Origin of the sequence: Ruegeria arenilitoris (genome assembly GCF_013030265.1) — a bacterium.
Lineage (GTDB): Bacteria > Pseudomonadota > Alphaproteobacteria > Rhodobacterales > Rhodobacteraceae > Ruegeria > Ruegeria arenilitoris_E.
The window spans coordinates 213415-229330 of the sequence record NZ_WPZQ01000007.1 but is presented as its reverse complement, the minus strand read 5'-3'; the positions used below and the strand labels follow the sequence as shown (position 1 = coordinate 229330).

12 protein-coding genes are annotated in these 15916 nt (G+C 57.8%); 4 read left to right on the top strand and 8 right to left on the bottom strand.

What is annotated here, in order from left to right; all coding sequences use genetic code 11:
- The first annotated feature begins 88 nt into the window (after positions 1 to 88).
- From GOX61_RS14400 to GOX61_RS14385, 4 genes are read left to right on the top strand one after another with little or no spacing between them, the layout of a single operon-like run.
- Positions 89 to 1933, top strand: coding sequence for a feruloyl-CoA synthase (locus GOX61_RS14400; protein ID WP_170334782.1), 1845 nt, complete (start codon positions 89 to 91; stop codon positions 1931 to 1933).
- A complete protein-coding gene (locus GOX61_RS14395; protein ID WP_170334780.1) occupies positions 1930 to 3558 on the top strand; it encodes an acyl-CoA dehydrogenase family protein in 1629 nt (542 codons plus the stop codon). The genes GOX61_RS14400 and GOX61_RS14395 overlap by 4 nt, the downstream gene beginning before the upstream one ends.
- Before the next feature lie 15 nt (positions 3559 to 3573).
- The gene (locus GOX61_RS14390; protein ID WP_170334778.1) at positions 3574 to 3987 is read left to right on the top strand and encodes a Zn-ribbon domain-containing OB-fold protein; all 414 of its coding nucleotides are present in this window, start codon (positions 3574 to 3576) and stop codon (positions 3985 to 3987) included.
- Between the two features lie 12 nt (positions 3988 to 3999).
- Positions 4000 to 5148, top strand: coding sequence for an acetyl-CoA acetyltransferase (locus GOX61_RS14385; protein WP_170334768.1), 1149 nt, complete (start codon positions 4000 to 4002; stop codon positions 5146 to 5148).
- Positions 5149 to 5233: 85 nt separating this feature from the next.
- On the opposite strand, the gene GOX61_RS14380 is transcribed toward GOX61_RS14385, so the two are convergent.
- Genes GOX61_RS14380 through GOX61_RS14345 form a run of 8 tightly spaced genes read right to left on the bottom strand, consistent with a single transcriptional unit; the run spans position 5234 to position 15858 of the window.
- Positions 5234 to 7003: an acyl-CoA dehydrogenase gene (locus tag GOX61_RS14380; RefSeq protein ID WP_170334766.1), complete on the bottom strand. Its 1770-nt coding sequence runs from the start codon at positions 7001 to 7003 to the stop codon at positions 5234 to 5236.
- Between the two features lie 12 nt (positions 7004 to 7015).
- Positions 7016 to 9316 carry a 3-hydroxyacyl-CoA dehydrogenase/enoyl-CoA hydratase family protein gene (locus GOX61_RS14375; RefSeq protein ID WP_170334762.1) on the bottom strand — a complete coding sequence of 767 codons (2301 nt, stop codon included), beginning with the start codon at positions 9314 to 9316 and terminating at the stop codon, positions 7016 to 7018.
- Positions 9317 to 10498: an acetyl-CoA C-acyltransferase gene (locus GOX61_RS14370; protein WP_170334760.1), complete on the bottom strand. Its 1182-nt coding sequence runs from the start codon at positions 10496 to 10498 to the stop codon at positions 9317 to 9319.
- Positions 10499 to 10521: 23 nt separating this feature from the next.
- Complete coding sequence (locus GOX61_RS14365) at positions 10522 to 12168, bottom strand: long-chain-fatty-acid--CoA ligase (protein WP_217353867.1); 1647 nt, start codon at positions 12166 to 12168, stop codon at positions 10522 to 10524.
- A gap of 51 nt (positions 12169 to 12219) precedes the next feature.
- Entirely contained in the window at positions 12220 to 13608 is a 1389-nt protein-coding gene (locus GOX61_RS14360) for an amidase family protein (protein ID WP_170334756.1), read from the bottom strand.
- Positions 13609 to 13641: 33 nt separating this feature from the next.
- Positions 13642 to 14019, bottom strand: coding sequence for a nuclear transport factor 2 family protein (locus GOX61_RS14355; protein WP_170334754.1), 378 nt, complete (start codon positions 14017 to 14019; stop codon positions 13642 to 13644).
- 48 nt (positions 14020 to 14067) lie between these two features.
- Complete coding sequence (ribB, locus tag GOX61_RS14350) at positions 14068 to 14715, bottom strand: 3,4-dihydroxy-2-butanone-4-phosphate synthase (RefSeq protein WP_170334752.1); 648 nt, start codon at positions 14713 to 14715, stop codon at positions 14068 to 14070.
- 9 nt (positions 14716 to 14724) lie between these two features.
- Entirely contained in the window at positions 14725 to 15858 is a 1134-nt protein-coding gene (locus GOX61_RS14345; RefSeq protein WP_170334749.1) for an LLM class flavin-dependent oxidoreductase, read from the bottom strand.
- Positions 15859 to 15916 lie beyond the last annotated feature (58 nt).

The window sequence follows — 15916 nt, the reverse complement described above, 5'->3', positions numbered from 1 at the left end:
TTGCATACTAACAAATTATTGGTTAACGTGAATTTCGAAATATCGATGCACTTTACCCGTTCCCTCGGCGGAATCAGGAAGACAGGACATGAGCAACACTGCCCCAAAGGACGATGAACTTAAGGTCCCGGCTGCCAAATTCGCACCAGCCGAAGTGCTGCGCGAAGATCTGGGCGACGGTGCGTTTGTGCTCCGCAGCCCGCACGGGCTTGAGTTCACGGAGCAAAGCCTGTCCAGCTATCTGGATCAGTGGGCGAAACAAGCGCCAAACCGACCGCTTCTGATGGAACGCGGGCCAGACGGTAAGTGGCAGGGCGTTACATATGCACAGGCAAAAGCACAGGTAGATTCGCTTGCCGCCTTTTTGCTGCAACAAGGGCTTGGACCAGATCGACCGTTGCTGATCCTGTCCGGAAACTCGGTTCGGCATGGCGTTCTTATGTTGGCAGCGATGCATGTCGGAATACCGGTCGTGCCCGTTTCGGTGCCCTATTCACTGTTTGATGAATCGCTCGCCAAACTGCGCCACATCGTGGATACAACAAAACCCGGCATGGCCTATGCTGATGATGCCCAGGCGTTTGCAAATGCCTTTGCGATGCTGTCTACATCGGATGTCGCTTGTCTGTCCGACAACGGGGACCTGACCTTCGATGGCGCACTTAAGGCCGATGTCAGCGGCGCAGTTTCCGATGCACACGCATTGGTTAGTCTCGACACAACGGGGAAAATCCTGTTCACCTCTGGCTCGACCGGCCTGCCGAAGGGCGTCATCGTGACTCAGCGCATGATGCTGGCTACGCAAGAGGCGGTTGTTCAAATCTGGCCTTTTCTGGAATCCGCACCCCCCGTAGTCGTGGACTGGTTGCCCTGGAACCACACCTTTGGTGGCAATTTCAATTTTAACATGATCCTGCGCAATGGCGGCAGTTTCTATGTGGACGACGGCAAATCCGTCCCGGGCGAGATCGAAAAAACCATTCGCAATGTACGCGAGGTGTCGCCAACCTTGTTCTTCAACGTCCCGCGCGGCTTTGACATGCTGCTGCCGGTCCTGCGCGAAGATGAGGAGTTTCGCCACGCGTTCTTCAAACGACTTGATCTGATCTTTTTCTCCGGTGCCTGCCTGCCAGATCACCTTTGGAAGGGGCTGGAACAGCTGGGGATCCAAGAGCGGGGCGAGAAAGTACCCTTTGTCAGCGCCTGGGGCCTGACAGAGGCAATGATGGCAACCTGCGTTCACTTCCCAATCGACAAAGCGGGTGTGATCGGGGTGCCCGGCCCGGGATCAAAACTCAAGTTCCTGCCCAATGGTGGCAAGCTGGAAATGCGAGTCCGCGGTCCGCACGTGACGACCGGTTATCTGAATAATCCCGAAAAGACCGCCGAAGCCTTCGACGAAGAAGGGTATTTCCTGACCGGCGATGCCGGGCGGTTGGAGGATCCTAAGGATCCATCAAAGGGCATCGTGTTCGATGGGCGCATTTCCGAGAATTTCAAGCTGATGACCGGCACATGGGTTGCTGTTGGAAATTTACGCGTGGCTCTGCTGCAAGCACTGAGTCCAATAGCATCTGACGCGGTCATTACCGGCCATGACCGGACCGAGATTGGCGCTCTGCTGTTCCTGAACACGGATGAATGCAAAACGCTGACCGGGCATGACAATACTCAGGCAGGATATGCAGACGATCCAGCTGTACGTGCCTTCATCAGCGAGCGACTGGCAGCATACAATGCCGGTCAAACCGGCAGTGCGACACGCGTTAGACGGGTGCGGATCGAGCGCGATGCACCATCAGTGGAAAAAAACGAAATCACGGACAAGGGCTATATCAACCAGCGTCTTGCGCTGGAGCTGCGCGCCGATGCGGTAACCGAACTTTATGAAGGCTCAGACGCCGTCATCATCACAGGCCGGGGAAAGACATGATCGATTACACTGCATCCGAGGCTGACATCGCCTTTGTACTGAAATATATTGGCCAACCCGACCGCTTGCCGGATTGGAGCGACGACCTGGCCGACGCGGTGATCCCGGCCCTTGGAAAGTTCGTCAATGCCGAGATCGCACCGCTGGACCTGATCGGTGAAGATACCGGCGCTCGCCTGCAAAACGGTCGCGTAAGAATGCCCCCGCAGATGATCTCGGCCTATAAGCGCTACGCCAAGGCCGGATGGCCGGGGCTTTGCGCGCCCGAAGAATTCGGCGGCCAGGATCTGCCGCATATTCTCGGGGCCGTGCAGGCGGACATGCTGGCCGGGGCCTGCATTTCTTACGAGATGGTACTGAGCCTCGCGCAGGGCTGCATCCGCACGTTGAAAACATCCGGTAGCGATGACCAAAAGGCACGTCTGTTGCCTCCGCTTGTATCGGGTGAATGGATGGCCTCGATGTGCCTGACTGAACCTGATGCGGGCTCGGATCTTGGGCGGATCAAAACAATCGCAACACCCACCGCCGATGGCTACGCACTCAGCGGCACCAAGTTTTTCATTTCAGGTGGCGATCACGATTACACCGATAACGTGCTGCACCTGGTACTGGCCCGCACGCCGGATTCAGCGCCGGGAGTGCAGGGACTAAGCCTGTTTGCTTGTCCGGCCGTTCTGCCGAACGGCACCCGCAACACAGTTCAGACCGTGCGCATCGAGGAAAAGATGGGCATGCATGCTTCGCCCACCTGTCAGATGGCTTTTGATGGGGCTCAAGCCGAGCTGTTAGGTGAAGAAGGCAAGGGCCTTGCCGCGATGTTCACCATGATGAATGCCGAACGCCTGGATGTGTCGCTGCAAGCGGTCGGTCAGATGGATGTCGCCTTTCAGCGCGCGCGCACTCATGCAGCGGCACGGCGACAGGGAACCGCAACCGAAGGCACGGCCCTGATTACAGAACACGGTGATGTGCAGCGGATGCTTTTGGACATCTACGCCCAAGCAATGGGCTGCCGCGCAATGGTTTATCGGACATTTGTAGATATGGATCTGGGGACCGATCAGGGACTGCTGGATATCCTGACCCCGACATGCAAGGCGTTTGCTACCGACGCGGTCAACATGGCCGCCAGTCAGGCAGTTCAAATCCACGGCGGCTACGGTTTCTGCAAGGAATACCGGGTCGAGCAGATCATGCGCGATGCGCGGATCATGGCAATCTACGAAGGCACCAATGGTGTGCTGGCCACCGGGATTGCCCGCCGCGCAATCCGTGCGAAAGAAGGCGCCGCTGCTCAGGCCTTTGCCGAACTTGTCTCGGATGGTCCAACCTCGATGGAACTGGCCGATGCAATCGAGGCATGGAGTGCGGCCACCAGGGAAATGCAGACCCGTTCTGATATCGGGCCGTCGGTCGCCGACTACACGCGTTTGACCGGTCTCGTCTATTTTGGACGTGTCTGGGCCGACATGGAAGCCGTTGCTGCACAAGCTCCCGAGCCGGATCTGCTGGGCGCAGCGGCAGGCCACGTGCGTACACGCATCCTGCCCGAGGCCGCCTTGCTGCAACAACGTATTCTCAATCCCCAACCCACTCACGATGCGGCTATTTTCGCTGCGTGAAACCAAGGAAGACATATGACTGACTTTGCCCTTCCCGAAGCCAGGCCACAGGCAGACGCGACTTTTCGTGCCGGTTTGGCGGCCGGAAAATTCCTGATTCAGCGCTCTACCAAGACAGGAGAGTATGTTTTCTATCCTCGCGCTCTGTCACCAACAACCGGTGCGGACGATCTGGAATGGGTCGAAGCATCGGGCCGCGGAACGGTCTACGCCTCGACGATCATCCGGCGGCCCGCGAAATTTGGTGGCGATATCAACAATGTACTGATCGATCTGGATGAAGGACCCCGGATGTTCAGTCGTATTATCGACGTCGACAACGAAGCAGTCGAAATCGGGATGAAGGTCCAGGCCGTCGTTATGACCCCTGACTTCGGACCCAACGCAAAATCCGGCGAACCGGCTGTTTTCTTCAGACCCGCGGAATAAGGAGACCACATCATGGCACATGCTCTTCGCGGGAAATCCGCCATCGTCGGCAAAGGCTATTGGGGTCTGGGCAAAACACCAGATACATCACCCATGGAACTGATCGCCAAGGCCACACAAAACGCACTGACTGATGCAGGAATGGATCTGTCCGAGATCGACGGGATCTGTGGCGGCACGTTCTATCACTTCTTCCCGACGCTTTCGATTGCCGAGTATCTGGGCATCCATCCGACTTGGGCGAATTCGGACATGGTGGGGGGATCATCCTTCATGTCCTATCTGCTTGAAGCAACGATGGCGATTCAGGCAGGCCTGTGTAAGAATGTTCTGATCTGCTACGGCTCGAACGCCAAATCCGCACGGGACCTGAACGGCCTGATTGAGACCCCGCAATGGGAACGCGCCTATGAGCCTATGGTCCCGGTCCCGGGTTATGCCTTCACCGCGCAGCGCTATATGCATGAATTCAATGTTCCGAAGGAGCATCTTGGTCATGTGGCGATCTCGGCCCGCAAATGGGCACAGCTGAACCCGGATGCCACAATGCGCACGGACCTGACCATGGATGAGTATCTGGCTTCTGCCATGGTTGCGGATCCGCTTGCAGTTCTGGACTGCTGCTTGATGTCAGATGGCGGGGCCGCGATCATCGTGACTTCGGCAGAGCGTGCCACAGACTATCAGGAAAAACCTGCCTACTTCCTTGGCGGCGGCAACGCGATTTCTCACCGCGAAATCAGCCAGGCGACAACGCTCACTACCACCTGTGCAACGGACAGCTCAAAACGCGCCTTTGAAATGGCTGGCATCACGACCAAGGACGTGGACGTGGTCGAGCTGTACGACGCTTTCACCATCAACACGCTGCTGTTCCTAGAAGACATGGGTTTTGTCAAAAAGGGTGAGGCCGGGGCATTTGTCGCAGATGGCAATATCGCGCCCGGCGGCAGCCTGCCTGTCAACACCAACGGCGGCGGACTCAGCTGCGTGCATCCCGGCATGTACGGCCTTTTCTGCCTGATCGAAGCCGCCACCCAGATCCGCGGGGATGGCGGTGATCGACAGATCAATGACGTCAACATTGCCATTGCACATGGTAACGGCGGCACGTTCTCGAACGAGTTCACCACCGTTTTGGGCAGCGAAGCTGCTCTCTGATCCGAAACTCTATCGCGACAATTGCAAAAAAGGGCGCTCTGAATTCAGAGCGCCCTGTCGCGTCGCTGTCTGGGGAGAAGGAGGGTCAGAGACAGCGATCTGCCCGGCTGATAACGCCGGGCTCACCCGTTTGCATGATCAGTTCGTGGCTTACAGCGCGCGGCAGCGCACGCGTCATGAATGCCTGTGCGGCATCCAGACGATCTGCATAATAGTCCGATGACTGGCTGCCGATAGCGGCACTTGCCGCGCGGGCGATCCGGGCCGACATCCAAGCCGACAGGCTAAGCGCTACGATTTCCAGATAGTCGCAGGCACCGGACAAGACCTCACCCTGCGACGCATCCAACACCCAATCAGTTGAACGATCCAACCGCTCGGCCGCGCCTCGCAGACTCCGCTGCGTATCGGATAGCTCTGCAGGCAGACTGCTCGCCTCCTCCAGCATGTCTGCCACCAGACTTTTGAATATTGCCCCCTGATCGCCGCGCACCTTGCGCATCACCAGATCACGGGCCTGAATCGCATTTGTGCCTTCATAAATCGCGGTGATACGTACATCCCGCATCAATTGCTCGACACCGTAATCCTTGATGTATCCGTGCCCGCCATGCATTTGGACGGCCTCGCTTGCCAGGCGCGATCCCATGTCCGAGAGGTAGGATTTGATCACTGGTGTCAACAGCGACAACCGGGCATCGGCGGCTTTGCGTTGCTCAGGCACCGTGGCGCGATGAGCCTCATCCAACAGGCTTGCGCAGTAGTAGGCCAGCACACGAGCCGAATCCATCTCACCCTGGGCGATTAACAAACGGCGACGCACATCGGCATGGGCGATCAGGGGATCGGCAACGCCGGTCGGGTTCAGTTGCTCATCATGTGCCCGGCCCTGCAGACGTTCGTGCGCATAAGCGTTGGCAGACTGTAACGCTGCTTCTGCCACACCAAGACCCTGCAAACCTACCGACAGACGCGCAGCGTTCATCATAACGAACATTGCGGCCAGCCCTTTGCCCTCTTCGCCAACAATCCAGGCTTTGGCCCCTTCGAACGAAATGGCGCAAGTGGGCGATCCATGGATGCCCATCTTATTCTCAATCCCCGCAATGGTGATCGCGTTGCGCTCGTCCGTCGTGTTGTTGTCCCCATCCAGCATGTATTTCGGCGCAAGAAACAACGATAGACCACGCGGACCGGGTTGCGCCCCCTCGACCCGTGCTAGGATCAGGTGGGCGACGTTTTCTGACATGTCATGATCGCCCCACGTGATGAACATCTTGTTGCCCGTGATGGCATAGGAACCGTCATCGTTGCGAACGGCCTTGGTTCGGATAAGCCCCAGATCCGTGCCACAATGCGGCTCGGTCAGGTTCATGGTTCCGGCCCAGTTGCCGCGTGTCAGATGCGGGCAATAGATGGCCTTTTGCTCGTCCGAGCCATAAGCCATCAGCGCCTCGACCACGCCGAAGTTCAGCTCGTGGATCAGGGCAAACGCCAGATTGGTTCCGGCCATGCCTTCGCGCAGCGCTGCGTGCAAAACAAAGGGCAGTTGCTGGCCGCCATACTCTTCCTCCAGCGCCAGCGCATTCCAGCCGCCTTCGCAGAACACCTTGTAGGCATCGCCAAACCCGGGGGCAGCATAGACCTGACCATTTACCAGCCGAGCGCCGGGGCTGTCGCCCGCCTCGTTGCAGGTGGCGAGATTATCGCGCACGAAACCATTGATCGCATCAACAACGGCAAAGAACGTGTCCTTGTCACAATGCTCGTAGCCCGGCAGCGCCAGAGTTCTGTCGAGGTCCAGCACCTCATCCAGCAGAAACGCGATATCCCGTTGGGGAAGTTGATAATCCATTCTGCGTTTCCCTTAATTTTTCAGCGGTTTACCAGTGGTCATAGTGTGGCGCATCCGCTCGATCGTCTTGTCCTGGCGGATCAGACGCATCATGCCCTCGGCTTCCAGCTTGTGCAGCGCCACTTCGTCAAGCACACCGCCGTCGCCACCGGCCAAGACTTGCGCCGTTTCACGAGCGATCTCGACCGTGTAAGGCGCGTCCGGCATGGCCTCGGCCAGCACGGCCAGCTTCGGTTCCAGCGCAGCGTTGATCGCAGCAGCGTCCAAGGCGATTTCGGCCTTGACCGGAGCGGCATAGCCATTGGCCAGTTCCAAGGCGGCCGATTTCGCGTCCGCCAGCAAACGGTCCCGGTTCATCACCACACCATCGCCTCTACGCAGATAGCCAGCATGTTGCGCCATAGGAGCAGATCCCACCTTCAGCGCCGTCGAGATGACATCAAATGCTGCTTCGGCCCCTTTAACCGGATCGCCCAATTCCGCTGTCTTGCGCAGCAACAGGGCCGTTGTTCCGCCCCATGCGGGCAACAGGCCCACATTGGCCTCGACCAGACCGATATTGCTTTCCAGCGTCGCCATGACTCGGTCCGAATGCATCAGGATCTCACACCCGCCGCCCAAGGCCAGACCACAGGCAGCCGAGACCACCGGAAACGGCGCGTATTTCATCTTGCGTAAGGTGGCCTGACCGATTGCCAATTGCCCAGCGACCAGATCCAATTCGCCAGCGTCTGCGCGGTCCAGCGCCTTCTTCAAGTTGGCGCCGACCGAGAAGTGACTGCCGTCGGAGCCGATAACCATCGCGCGGAAATCGCGTTCCACGACATCCAGTGCATCGGAAATCCCCTGCATCACCAGATCATCCAAGGCGGCGTTGGGTGAAGTGATGGACAGCAACGCAACTCCATCGCCCATGTCGCGCAGGGCAACGGCCTCGGAGGTGAAAACCGGATCATCCGTGAAGTCCGAGGCAAAGATCACTCCGAGTCCGCGCGGTGTATCCGCCTGCTCACCCGAGGGCAGCAGCACCTTACAATCACGACCCCGCCCCGAATAGAAACCGCCGCGTTCCGCCGCCAAGGCCAGCAAAGGCGGTACATCCTGACCTTCTTCAACAAGACGGGCAGCGATCTTGGCCACGCCGATCTTATCCATCAGGCGGAACGGGCCCATGCGCCAGTTGTATCCCAGCTCCATGCCCGCATCTACGGCCGCCGGGCTATCGGTGATTTCGGGCACGCAGTAGGCCGCATAGGACAGAGTCGCGCTCATCACCGCCCAGGCATAATCAGCCAGCCTGTCGCCCTTTTGATCGATGAAATCTGTTCCAAAGGTCTTTGCCAGTTCCGCCGTCTTGACACACGAACGGTAAACCAGTGTCTCAAGGTCGATGGCTTCGGCAATAGTTTTGTCCGCTTCGTCCTTGGACCGGCGATAGAAACCCGATCCATCACCCTTGCGCCCGACATAGCCTTTTGCGGCCATCCGGTCGAATGTATCGACACCCTCGGTGTGGATCTGTTGCGGGTCGTCAGCCTCAAGCAGCGACCGCATCGACAGGCGCGACTTGCCCATCAGGTCGATGCCTACAAGATCGAACAGACCAAAAATGCCGGTTCCCGGAACACCAAAGGGGCGCGACAGAACGGCGTCGGCCTCTTCGACCGTGATGCCACGAGCAACGGCCTCGCGCACAGCGACGTTCATCCAAAGGCCGCCCAGACGGTTGGCAATAAAGCCGGGCCGATCGTTGCACAGCACCATGGTCTTGCCCAGACGCTCGTCACCGTGGGCACGGACGCGTTCGACCATATCCGGATCGGTTTTCGGTCCGGTGACAAGTTCGAGCAGCCGCAAATATCGCGGCGGGTTGAAGAAATGTGTAATGACAAAACGTTTGCACAGACCTTCGTCCATTTCGGCCATCAGGTCCGCCAGCGGGATTGTCGAAGTGTTCGAGCTCAGGATCGCATCATCCCGCATATGCGGAGCGAGCTTGGTATAGAGGTCTCGCTTGACGCCAAGATCCTCCAACACAACCTCAACCACCCAATCGCAATCAGACAGCAAAGCCAGATCGTCTTCGAGGTTCCCGCCAGTCAGCCGCATGGCATAAGCAGGATCGGCCAGTTGAGGCGCGCGGCCCTTGGTCATACGCGCAATCGCATCCTTAGCGAGCGCCGAGCGATCCGCAGTTCCATCTTGCACGATGTCCAGCAAAAGCACCTGCGCCCCGGCGTTGGCGAAATGAGCGGCAATGCCTGCTCCCATCACGCCAGAACCGATGACGGCAACCTTGTTGATCGCGCCCATTTACAGAACCTCGAACAGGCCGGCCGCGCCCATACCACCGCCGATGCACATGGTGGCCACAACGTATTTCGCTCCGCGCTGCTTGCCCTCGATCAGCGCGTGGCCAACCATACGGGTGCCTGACATTCCATAAGGGTGACCCACCGAGATCGCACCGCCATCGACGTTCAGGATCTCGTCGGGAATACCCAGTTTCTGCTGACAATACAGCGCTTGGCTGGCGAACGCTTCGTTCAGTTCCCACAGGCCGATATCGTCCATCTTCAGCCCATTGCGCTCCAGCAGCTGCGGCACCGCAAAGACTGGACCAATGCCCATCTCGTCGGGTTCGCAACCGGCAACCACATAGCCCACATAGCGTCCCAGAGGCTCAAGCCCGCGCTTTTCGGCCAGCTTCTCTTCCATCACGACCTGCGCCGACCCACCATCCGACAGTTGCGAGGCATTACCAGCGGTGATCCACTTGTTCTCACCCATTACCGGGGCCAGACCCTGCAGGCTTTCCAGCGTGGTCGAGGGTCGGTTGCACTCGTCGCGGGTCAGCGTGACCTCTTCTTGGGTGACTTCACCGGTTTCCTTGTCCTTATTCATCTTAGTGACCGTGATCGAAACGATCTCATCGTCGAACCTGCCAGCCTCTTGTGCAGCAGCGGTACGCTGTTGCGATTGCAGGGCGAATGCGTCCTGTGCCTCGCGGCTGATACCGTAGCGTTCGGCCACGGTATCTGCGGTCTTGATCATTGGATCATAGAAACCCCGGATGTTGTTCTCGATCCACTCTTCCTTCAGCCGATAAGTGTTGTCGCGCCCCATCACCAACGAGATGCTTTCCGCACCGCCGCCGACAACCACGTCACAGCCATCGACCATGACCCGCGAACAGGCCCGGGTCAGCGCTTCAAGCCCCGAAGAACAGAACCGATTGATCGTCTGTCCCGACGCCGTCAACGGCAGGCCCGCACGCATAGCGATCTGACGGCCCAGATTGCCACCATTTGCGCCTTCGGGCACAGCGTTACCGATGATCACGTCCTCAATCTCGGACGGATCGACCCTAGCCCGCTTGACCGCCTCGGCAACGGCATGGCCTCCAAAAACAGCGGGGTGTGTGTCATTGAAGGCACCGCGAAAGGCTTTGCCAATAGCTGTACGGGCGGTCGAGACGATAACGGCAGAACGCATGGGAGTGATCCTCAGAAACAGAATTAGTTGTCGGTTGGCAGCTTGTGGTCTGCGTATTGCTCACGCAGATGCAGTTTCGAAACCTTACCGGTTGCGGTGTGCGGTAGCTCGGCCTGAAACACCACGTCATCAGGCGTCCACCACTTGGCGATTTGGCCATCGTAGAGCGCAAGAACGTCGGCGCGACTGACATCTGACCCTTCGCGCCTGACGGCCACAATCATCGGGCGCTCGTCCCATTTGCGATGTTTCGCGGCAATACAGGCGGCCTCAAGAATGTCCGGATGGCTCATGGCGATGTTTTCCAGATCAATCGAGGAAATCCATTCGCCGCCCGACTTAATGACATCCTTGGTGCGATCGGTCAGGCGCAGATATCCCTTTGGATCGATCGCAGCGACGTCGCCCGTCGAAAACCAGCCGTCTGCGGTAAAGGCGTCGGCTCCGGCCCCGCCCCAATAGCTGCCGGCAACCCAATGCCCCCGCACTTGTAACATGCCTGAGGCAACCCCATCATGCGGCAGTGTCTGCCCATCATCGTTCATGATACGCAGTTGGATCCCATAGAGCGCCCGGCCCTGTTTGGTCTTGAGCTCAATACGGTCGTCATCCGGCAGCTTGTCTTCGCCCCATTTAGGAACAGACAATGTCCCGACAGGGCTCAACTCGGTCATACCCCAGCCGTGGACAACATCGATACCATGGCCCAGTTCGATCTGTTCGATCAGTGACCGCGGCGCCGCCGACCCGCCCATCATTGCGCGTTTTACTGTCTTCAGCTTTTCGCCGCGTTGATCGAGATATTCGAACAGACCCAGCCAGACAGTAGGTACGCCTGAAATCATGGTGACCTCTTCGCCATCCATTAGCTCTTGCAACGGTGCCGGATCCATGCCCGGACCTGGCATAACCAGCTTGGTGCCGTTCATCAGGGCGGCATAAGGAATACCCCAGGCACAGGCATGAAACATCGGCACAACCGGCAACGACGTATCCTTGGAGCTGAACGCTAACCAGTCGCCACCCGACACGCCCATGGCATGCAGCACGGTTCCGCGATGAGAATAGAGAACCCCCTTAGGGTTACCGGTGGTGCCAGAGGTATAGCACAGCGCCATCGCTGCATTTTCGTCAAGTTCCGGCCAGGCGTACGTTTCTGACTGACCTGAGATCAGCGTTTCGTAGTCGATGACCTCGGTATTCATCTCCGGTACCCGATCAGGTCCGGTCAGGCTATACCAGCCCTGCAAAGATGGGCAACGTCCCGACACAGCATCGACCAGCGACGCAAATGTTGTATCGAAGAACAGACGGGTATCCTGCGCATCGTTGATGATGAATGCAATCTGATCCGGGTGCAGGCGAGGGTTGATCGTGTGGCAGATGGCCCCGATGCAAGCCAAGGCATAGTAGAGTTCCAGATGCTGGTTGTTGTTCCAGGCTAGTGTCGCCACCCTGTCACCGGGTCCCACACCCAGCCCAGTCAAGGCGTGGGCCAGTTGCTGAGTACGTCGCCCCATATCGGCATAGGTATAGCGATCAATCGACATGTCCGAATTGCGCCAGACAATCTCTGCTTCGGGATGTGCACGCATCGCATGACAAAATATGCTGGTCACGGTCAGCGGCATGGTCATGATTTGGCCGGGGATTGTGCTCTTTTCGGTCACTTCAACCTCCTGAAACTCGCGCATAACTGTTGGAAGTATTGTTTGCTGTTTTTAGAGCGGGGCTTGGGGCATCTCGCCGATTTCCTGCTCGATCCTCCAGGCAACCTGCAAAACGCCCAGATCATCATATCTGCGCCCGACAAGCTGAACGCCAATCGGCAAGTGGCTGTGATCCAGCCCGGCCGGGATACTCGCAGCCGGCTGTTCGGTCAGATTGAACAGGAAGGTATTGGCCCAGCTTTCAAAGGGCCTTTCAGGATCCGATCCGGGCAGTTCGGCCGCAAACGCGGTGTCCGGCGTCGACGGAAGCAGTACAAAGTCATGCACTCCCATCATTGCCAGAGCGCGCTCGCGCAAGGTTTGCGTATGATCGAAGTTACGTTGATGCTGAACCGCAGTCAGACTACGGGCATCATTGGACCAGTCACGAATGTAGGGTGTTTTGGCCTGTTCAGCCTCAGGCTGGCGCATCAACTCTGACAAAGTGCGGATCTTATAGAACGCTTCGGCCGGTTCCCGGTCGACACGGCTGAAAGGTGCGGTTTCGCAATAGGTGACCTCTGCCCCTAAATCACGCAACACTTGTGCAACCTTCAGGACGGCTACGCGCACATCATCAGCTACCGGTTCACCCAGACCGAGTTCGGGAACGACCAGAACTGATTTTGTCTTGAAATCTGAACGGGACAACCGGGAAACATAGTTGATGCCATCGCGTTCCAACGCAGTGAAATCGCGTGTGTCCTCGCCCGTCAAGACATTCATGTGAAGCGCAACATCGCCAAAGTTACGCGCCATAGGACCGGCTGTCAGGGCCGGGCTGTTACACGTGTAATATGGCACACGCCCCTGACTGGGTTTGAAGCCCGCCAATCCGCAATAAGAGGCAGGCAGACGGATTGAACCCACAATATCTGTGCCAATTGAAACGGGCTCGATCCCCGCGGCAACACTGGCCGATGCGCCAGAGGATGACGCGCCGGTCGTGCGTGACAGGTTCCAGGGGTTACGGGTGACCCCGTGTTTCGAACTGACGCCCCCGGCAAGGATACCGTAGTCGCACATAGTGTTCTTGCCGAGGATGACTGATCCGGCCTCGCGCATCCGCGCGACTGTCGGATGGTCGGTGGTGCTGATCGTCTCGGATCCGGCGGCTGACCCGCGATAAGCAGGCATGCCAATACAATCCAATGCATCCTTGATCGTTGTTGGAACACCGTCCAACGGACCTTGCGGTTCGTTATCATACCAGCGTTGTTCAGAGGCGCGCGCCGCATCTAACGCGGGCTCTGCCTCCAGATGGTATATTGCATTGATCTTTAGATTAACCTGAGCGATCCGGTCCAAAGCGGCCTGCGTCACTTCGACCGGAGACAGCTCCAGTCTGGCATAGGCCTGCACCATGGCACGCGCCGAAAGTTGAGAATAAGGGGCCGTCATGTGCGAAAATTCTGGCTCGATCAGATTGTGGGGTCAGCCTTCGGTGCGCTGGACATAGTAAACCTTGGCCGCAATTTTCCAGCCTTCACCCGTACAAACCAGTGACAGGTAGTCGATGAAATATCGAGGTTGTACGGCACAGTCGATTTTAACCATGGCGGTATTCGGGCCGGACTGGTCGATCGAGATTGTGTAGCCGTAGACCGGATAGCCCTTGGATTTCGGGCTTTCACGCCCACCAATGACCTCTTTGTACTTATCCAGCGTCATGTGGATGTAGCTGCCATCTTCGTTGGCGCAACACAGGTCACATTCCGGCAGGAACATCTGGTCAATCTTACTGATGTCCCCATCATGCAGGTTTTCGATGTAAGCCTGCATCAGGGCTTCGATTTCAGCGAATGCGGTCATGGGATGTCCTCGGTCGTGAGTGTGTTGAGACGCAGTTAGGAATTGCCGTCAGGCTGCCTTGCTGGCGGGCAACCCCTGACGATATCGCCTGAGGTCTTCGATCGTACCCACCTTGAGAACATGGCGAGCACCGAATTCCAGAAGATCGGGCAAACGCGCCATTTCACCGTCATCCTTCATTATCTCACAGATCACGCCGGCATCGCCCTGCCCCGACAGCCGGGCCAGATCGACCGCGGCTTCGGTATGACCTTCGCGTTCAAGGACACCACCAGACTTTGCCACCAGCGGGAACATGTGCCCGGGCGAAACCAGATCGGCAGCCGAGCCATCATCCGAGGCCAGCAACGCAATTGTTCGCGCGCGGTCGCTGGCGGAAATGCCGGTGGAGGTGCCCTGTTTGGCGTCCACTGAAATGGTGAACGCCGTATGGTGGGGGTCCGTGTTCGACGCTGCCATCGGCCCAAGGCTGAACTGCTCGGCCCGTTCGGGGCTGATCGCCATGCAGATCAAACCCCGACCAAAACGCGCCATGAAGTTTACGGCCGCCGCGTCCGCGCAGGCGGCAGGGATTACCAGATCGCCCTCGTTTTCACGCCTCTCATCATCGACGAGGATAACCATGCGTCCCAGAGCGCAGTCCGCGATAATGTCTTCGATAGGCGACAGCCGATAAACTTCATGCAGGTCGAACATGATATTTCCTTACCCGTTCAGCGGCTTGATGACGCCTTCGGCGAATTCGATCAGTGCTTCCTGTTCGATCTCGTCACCAAAGTAGTTCACGTGGTGCCAGACAAAGAACTCATCGATCTGGTAACGTTCGGCTAGCTCACCGACCTGATCCAGAACCTGTTGACGCGAGCCATCCCAGACACGACCAAGCGGCACATGGTATGGCGGCGCGTCGTAGGCCGAAAACCACAGCTTATCGAACATCTCGCGATACTGTTTGGTCTTGGCGGGGGTCTTGCCCATCATCAGATGTGCGCCCAAAGCCAGAACATCGTTATTGGTCGTGTCTTTGAGACCCTTTTCATGCGCTGCCTGCAGGCAGTTCTCAAGAATCACCGGCATGAACTCTTCTTTGTCGGCGGTCACAAAGGACACCATCTTTGCGCCTTCCGAAGCCCAGAATTTTGCGGTTTCCATCGAATACGAGAACGGCGCATAGACTTTGGGGTGCGGCTTTTGCAACGGGCGAGGAACGATCCCCGACTTGCGCAGGATTTTGTTCTCATCGACAGGACTGTCACCGCCCCACAGCTTGGTCGGGTTAAACTCCCATTTCACATTGGACGGAAAATTCCAGAACTCGCCCTGATGCTCGGTCAGATCATCGGTCCACAGCGACTTGATCAGACGCCAGTTCTCATACAGGGCGCGGCGATTGCGCTGGTCGGCCTCGGATTTGTCGGACTCGGCCGAGGTGATATCCAAATGTTGACCCATGGTTGCGGTCCAGCGCGGTGTGTTCCCACGCGAAAAGCCTGCAAAGACGCGACCTCCAGTCATGTGATCCAGCAAGGCTATGTCCTCAGCCGTCTTGATCGGGTTCATCGCGGTCAGGTTCATCCCCAGCTGACCCACCTTAAAATCCTTGGTGTGCTGGGCGATGTACATGTTCCAGAACAGCGGGTTGGTGGTGCATTCCACCCCTTCGACCTGCATGTGGTGTTCGGTCAGACAGAAACCTTCGTAGCCAAGCTCCTCGGCCAGAACCATCTGATCCCGCAACGTGATCATCATCTTGTTGAATCGCGCGGGGTCGCGACCGGCAAGCTGAACATCTTCGCCGTGCTGACGCGCGAAAGGAATGGCGAGAATCTTGAACTTCATGCGGGTGTTCTCCCGGAGTTTTATTGAACGTTCACTAACTGTCACACACAGCATCTCT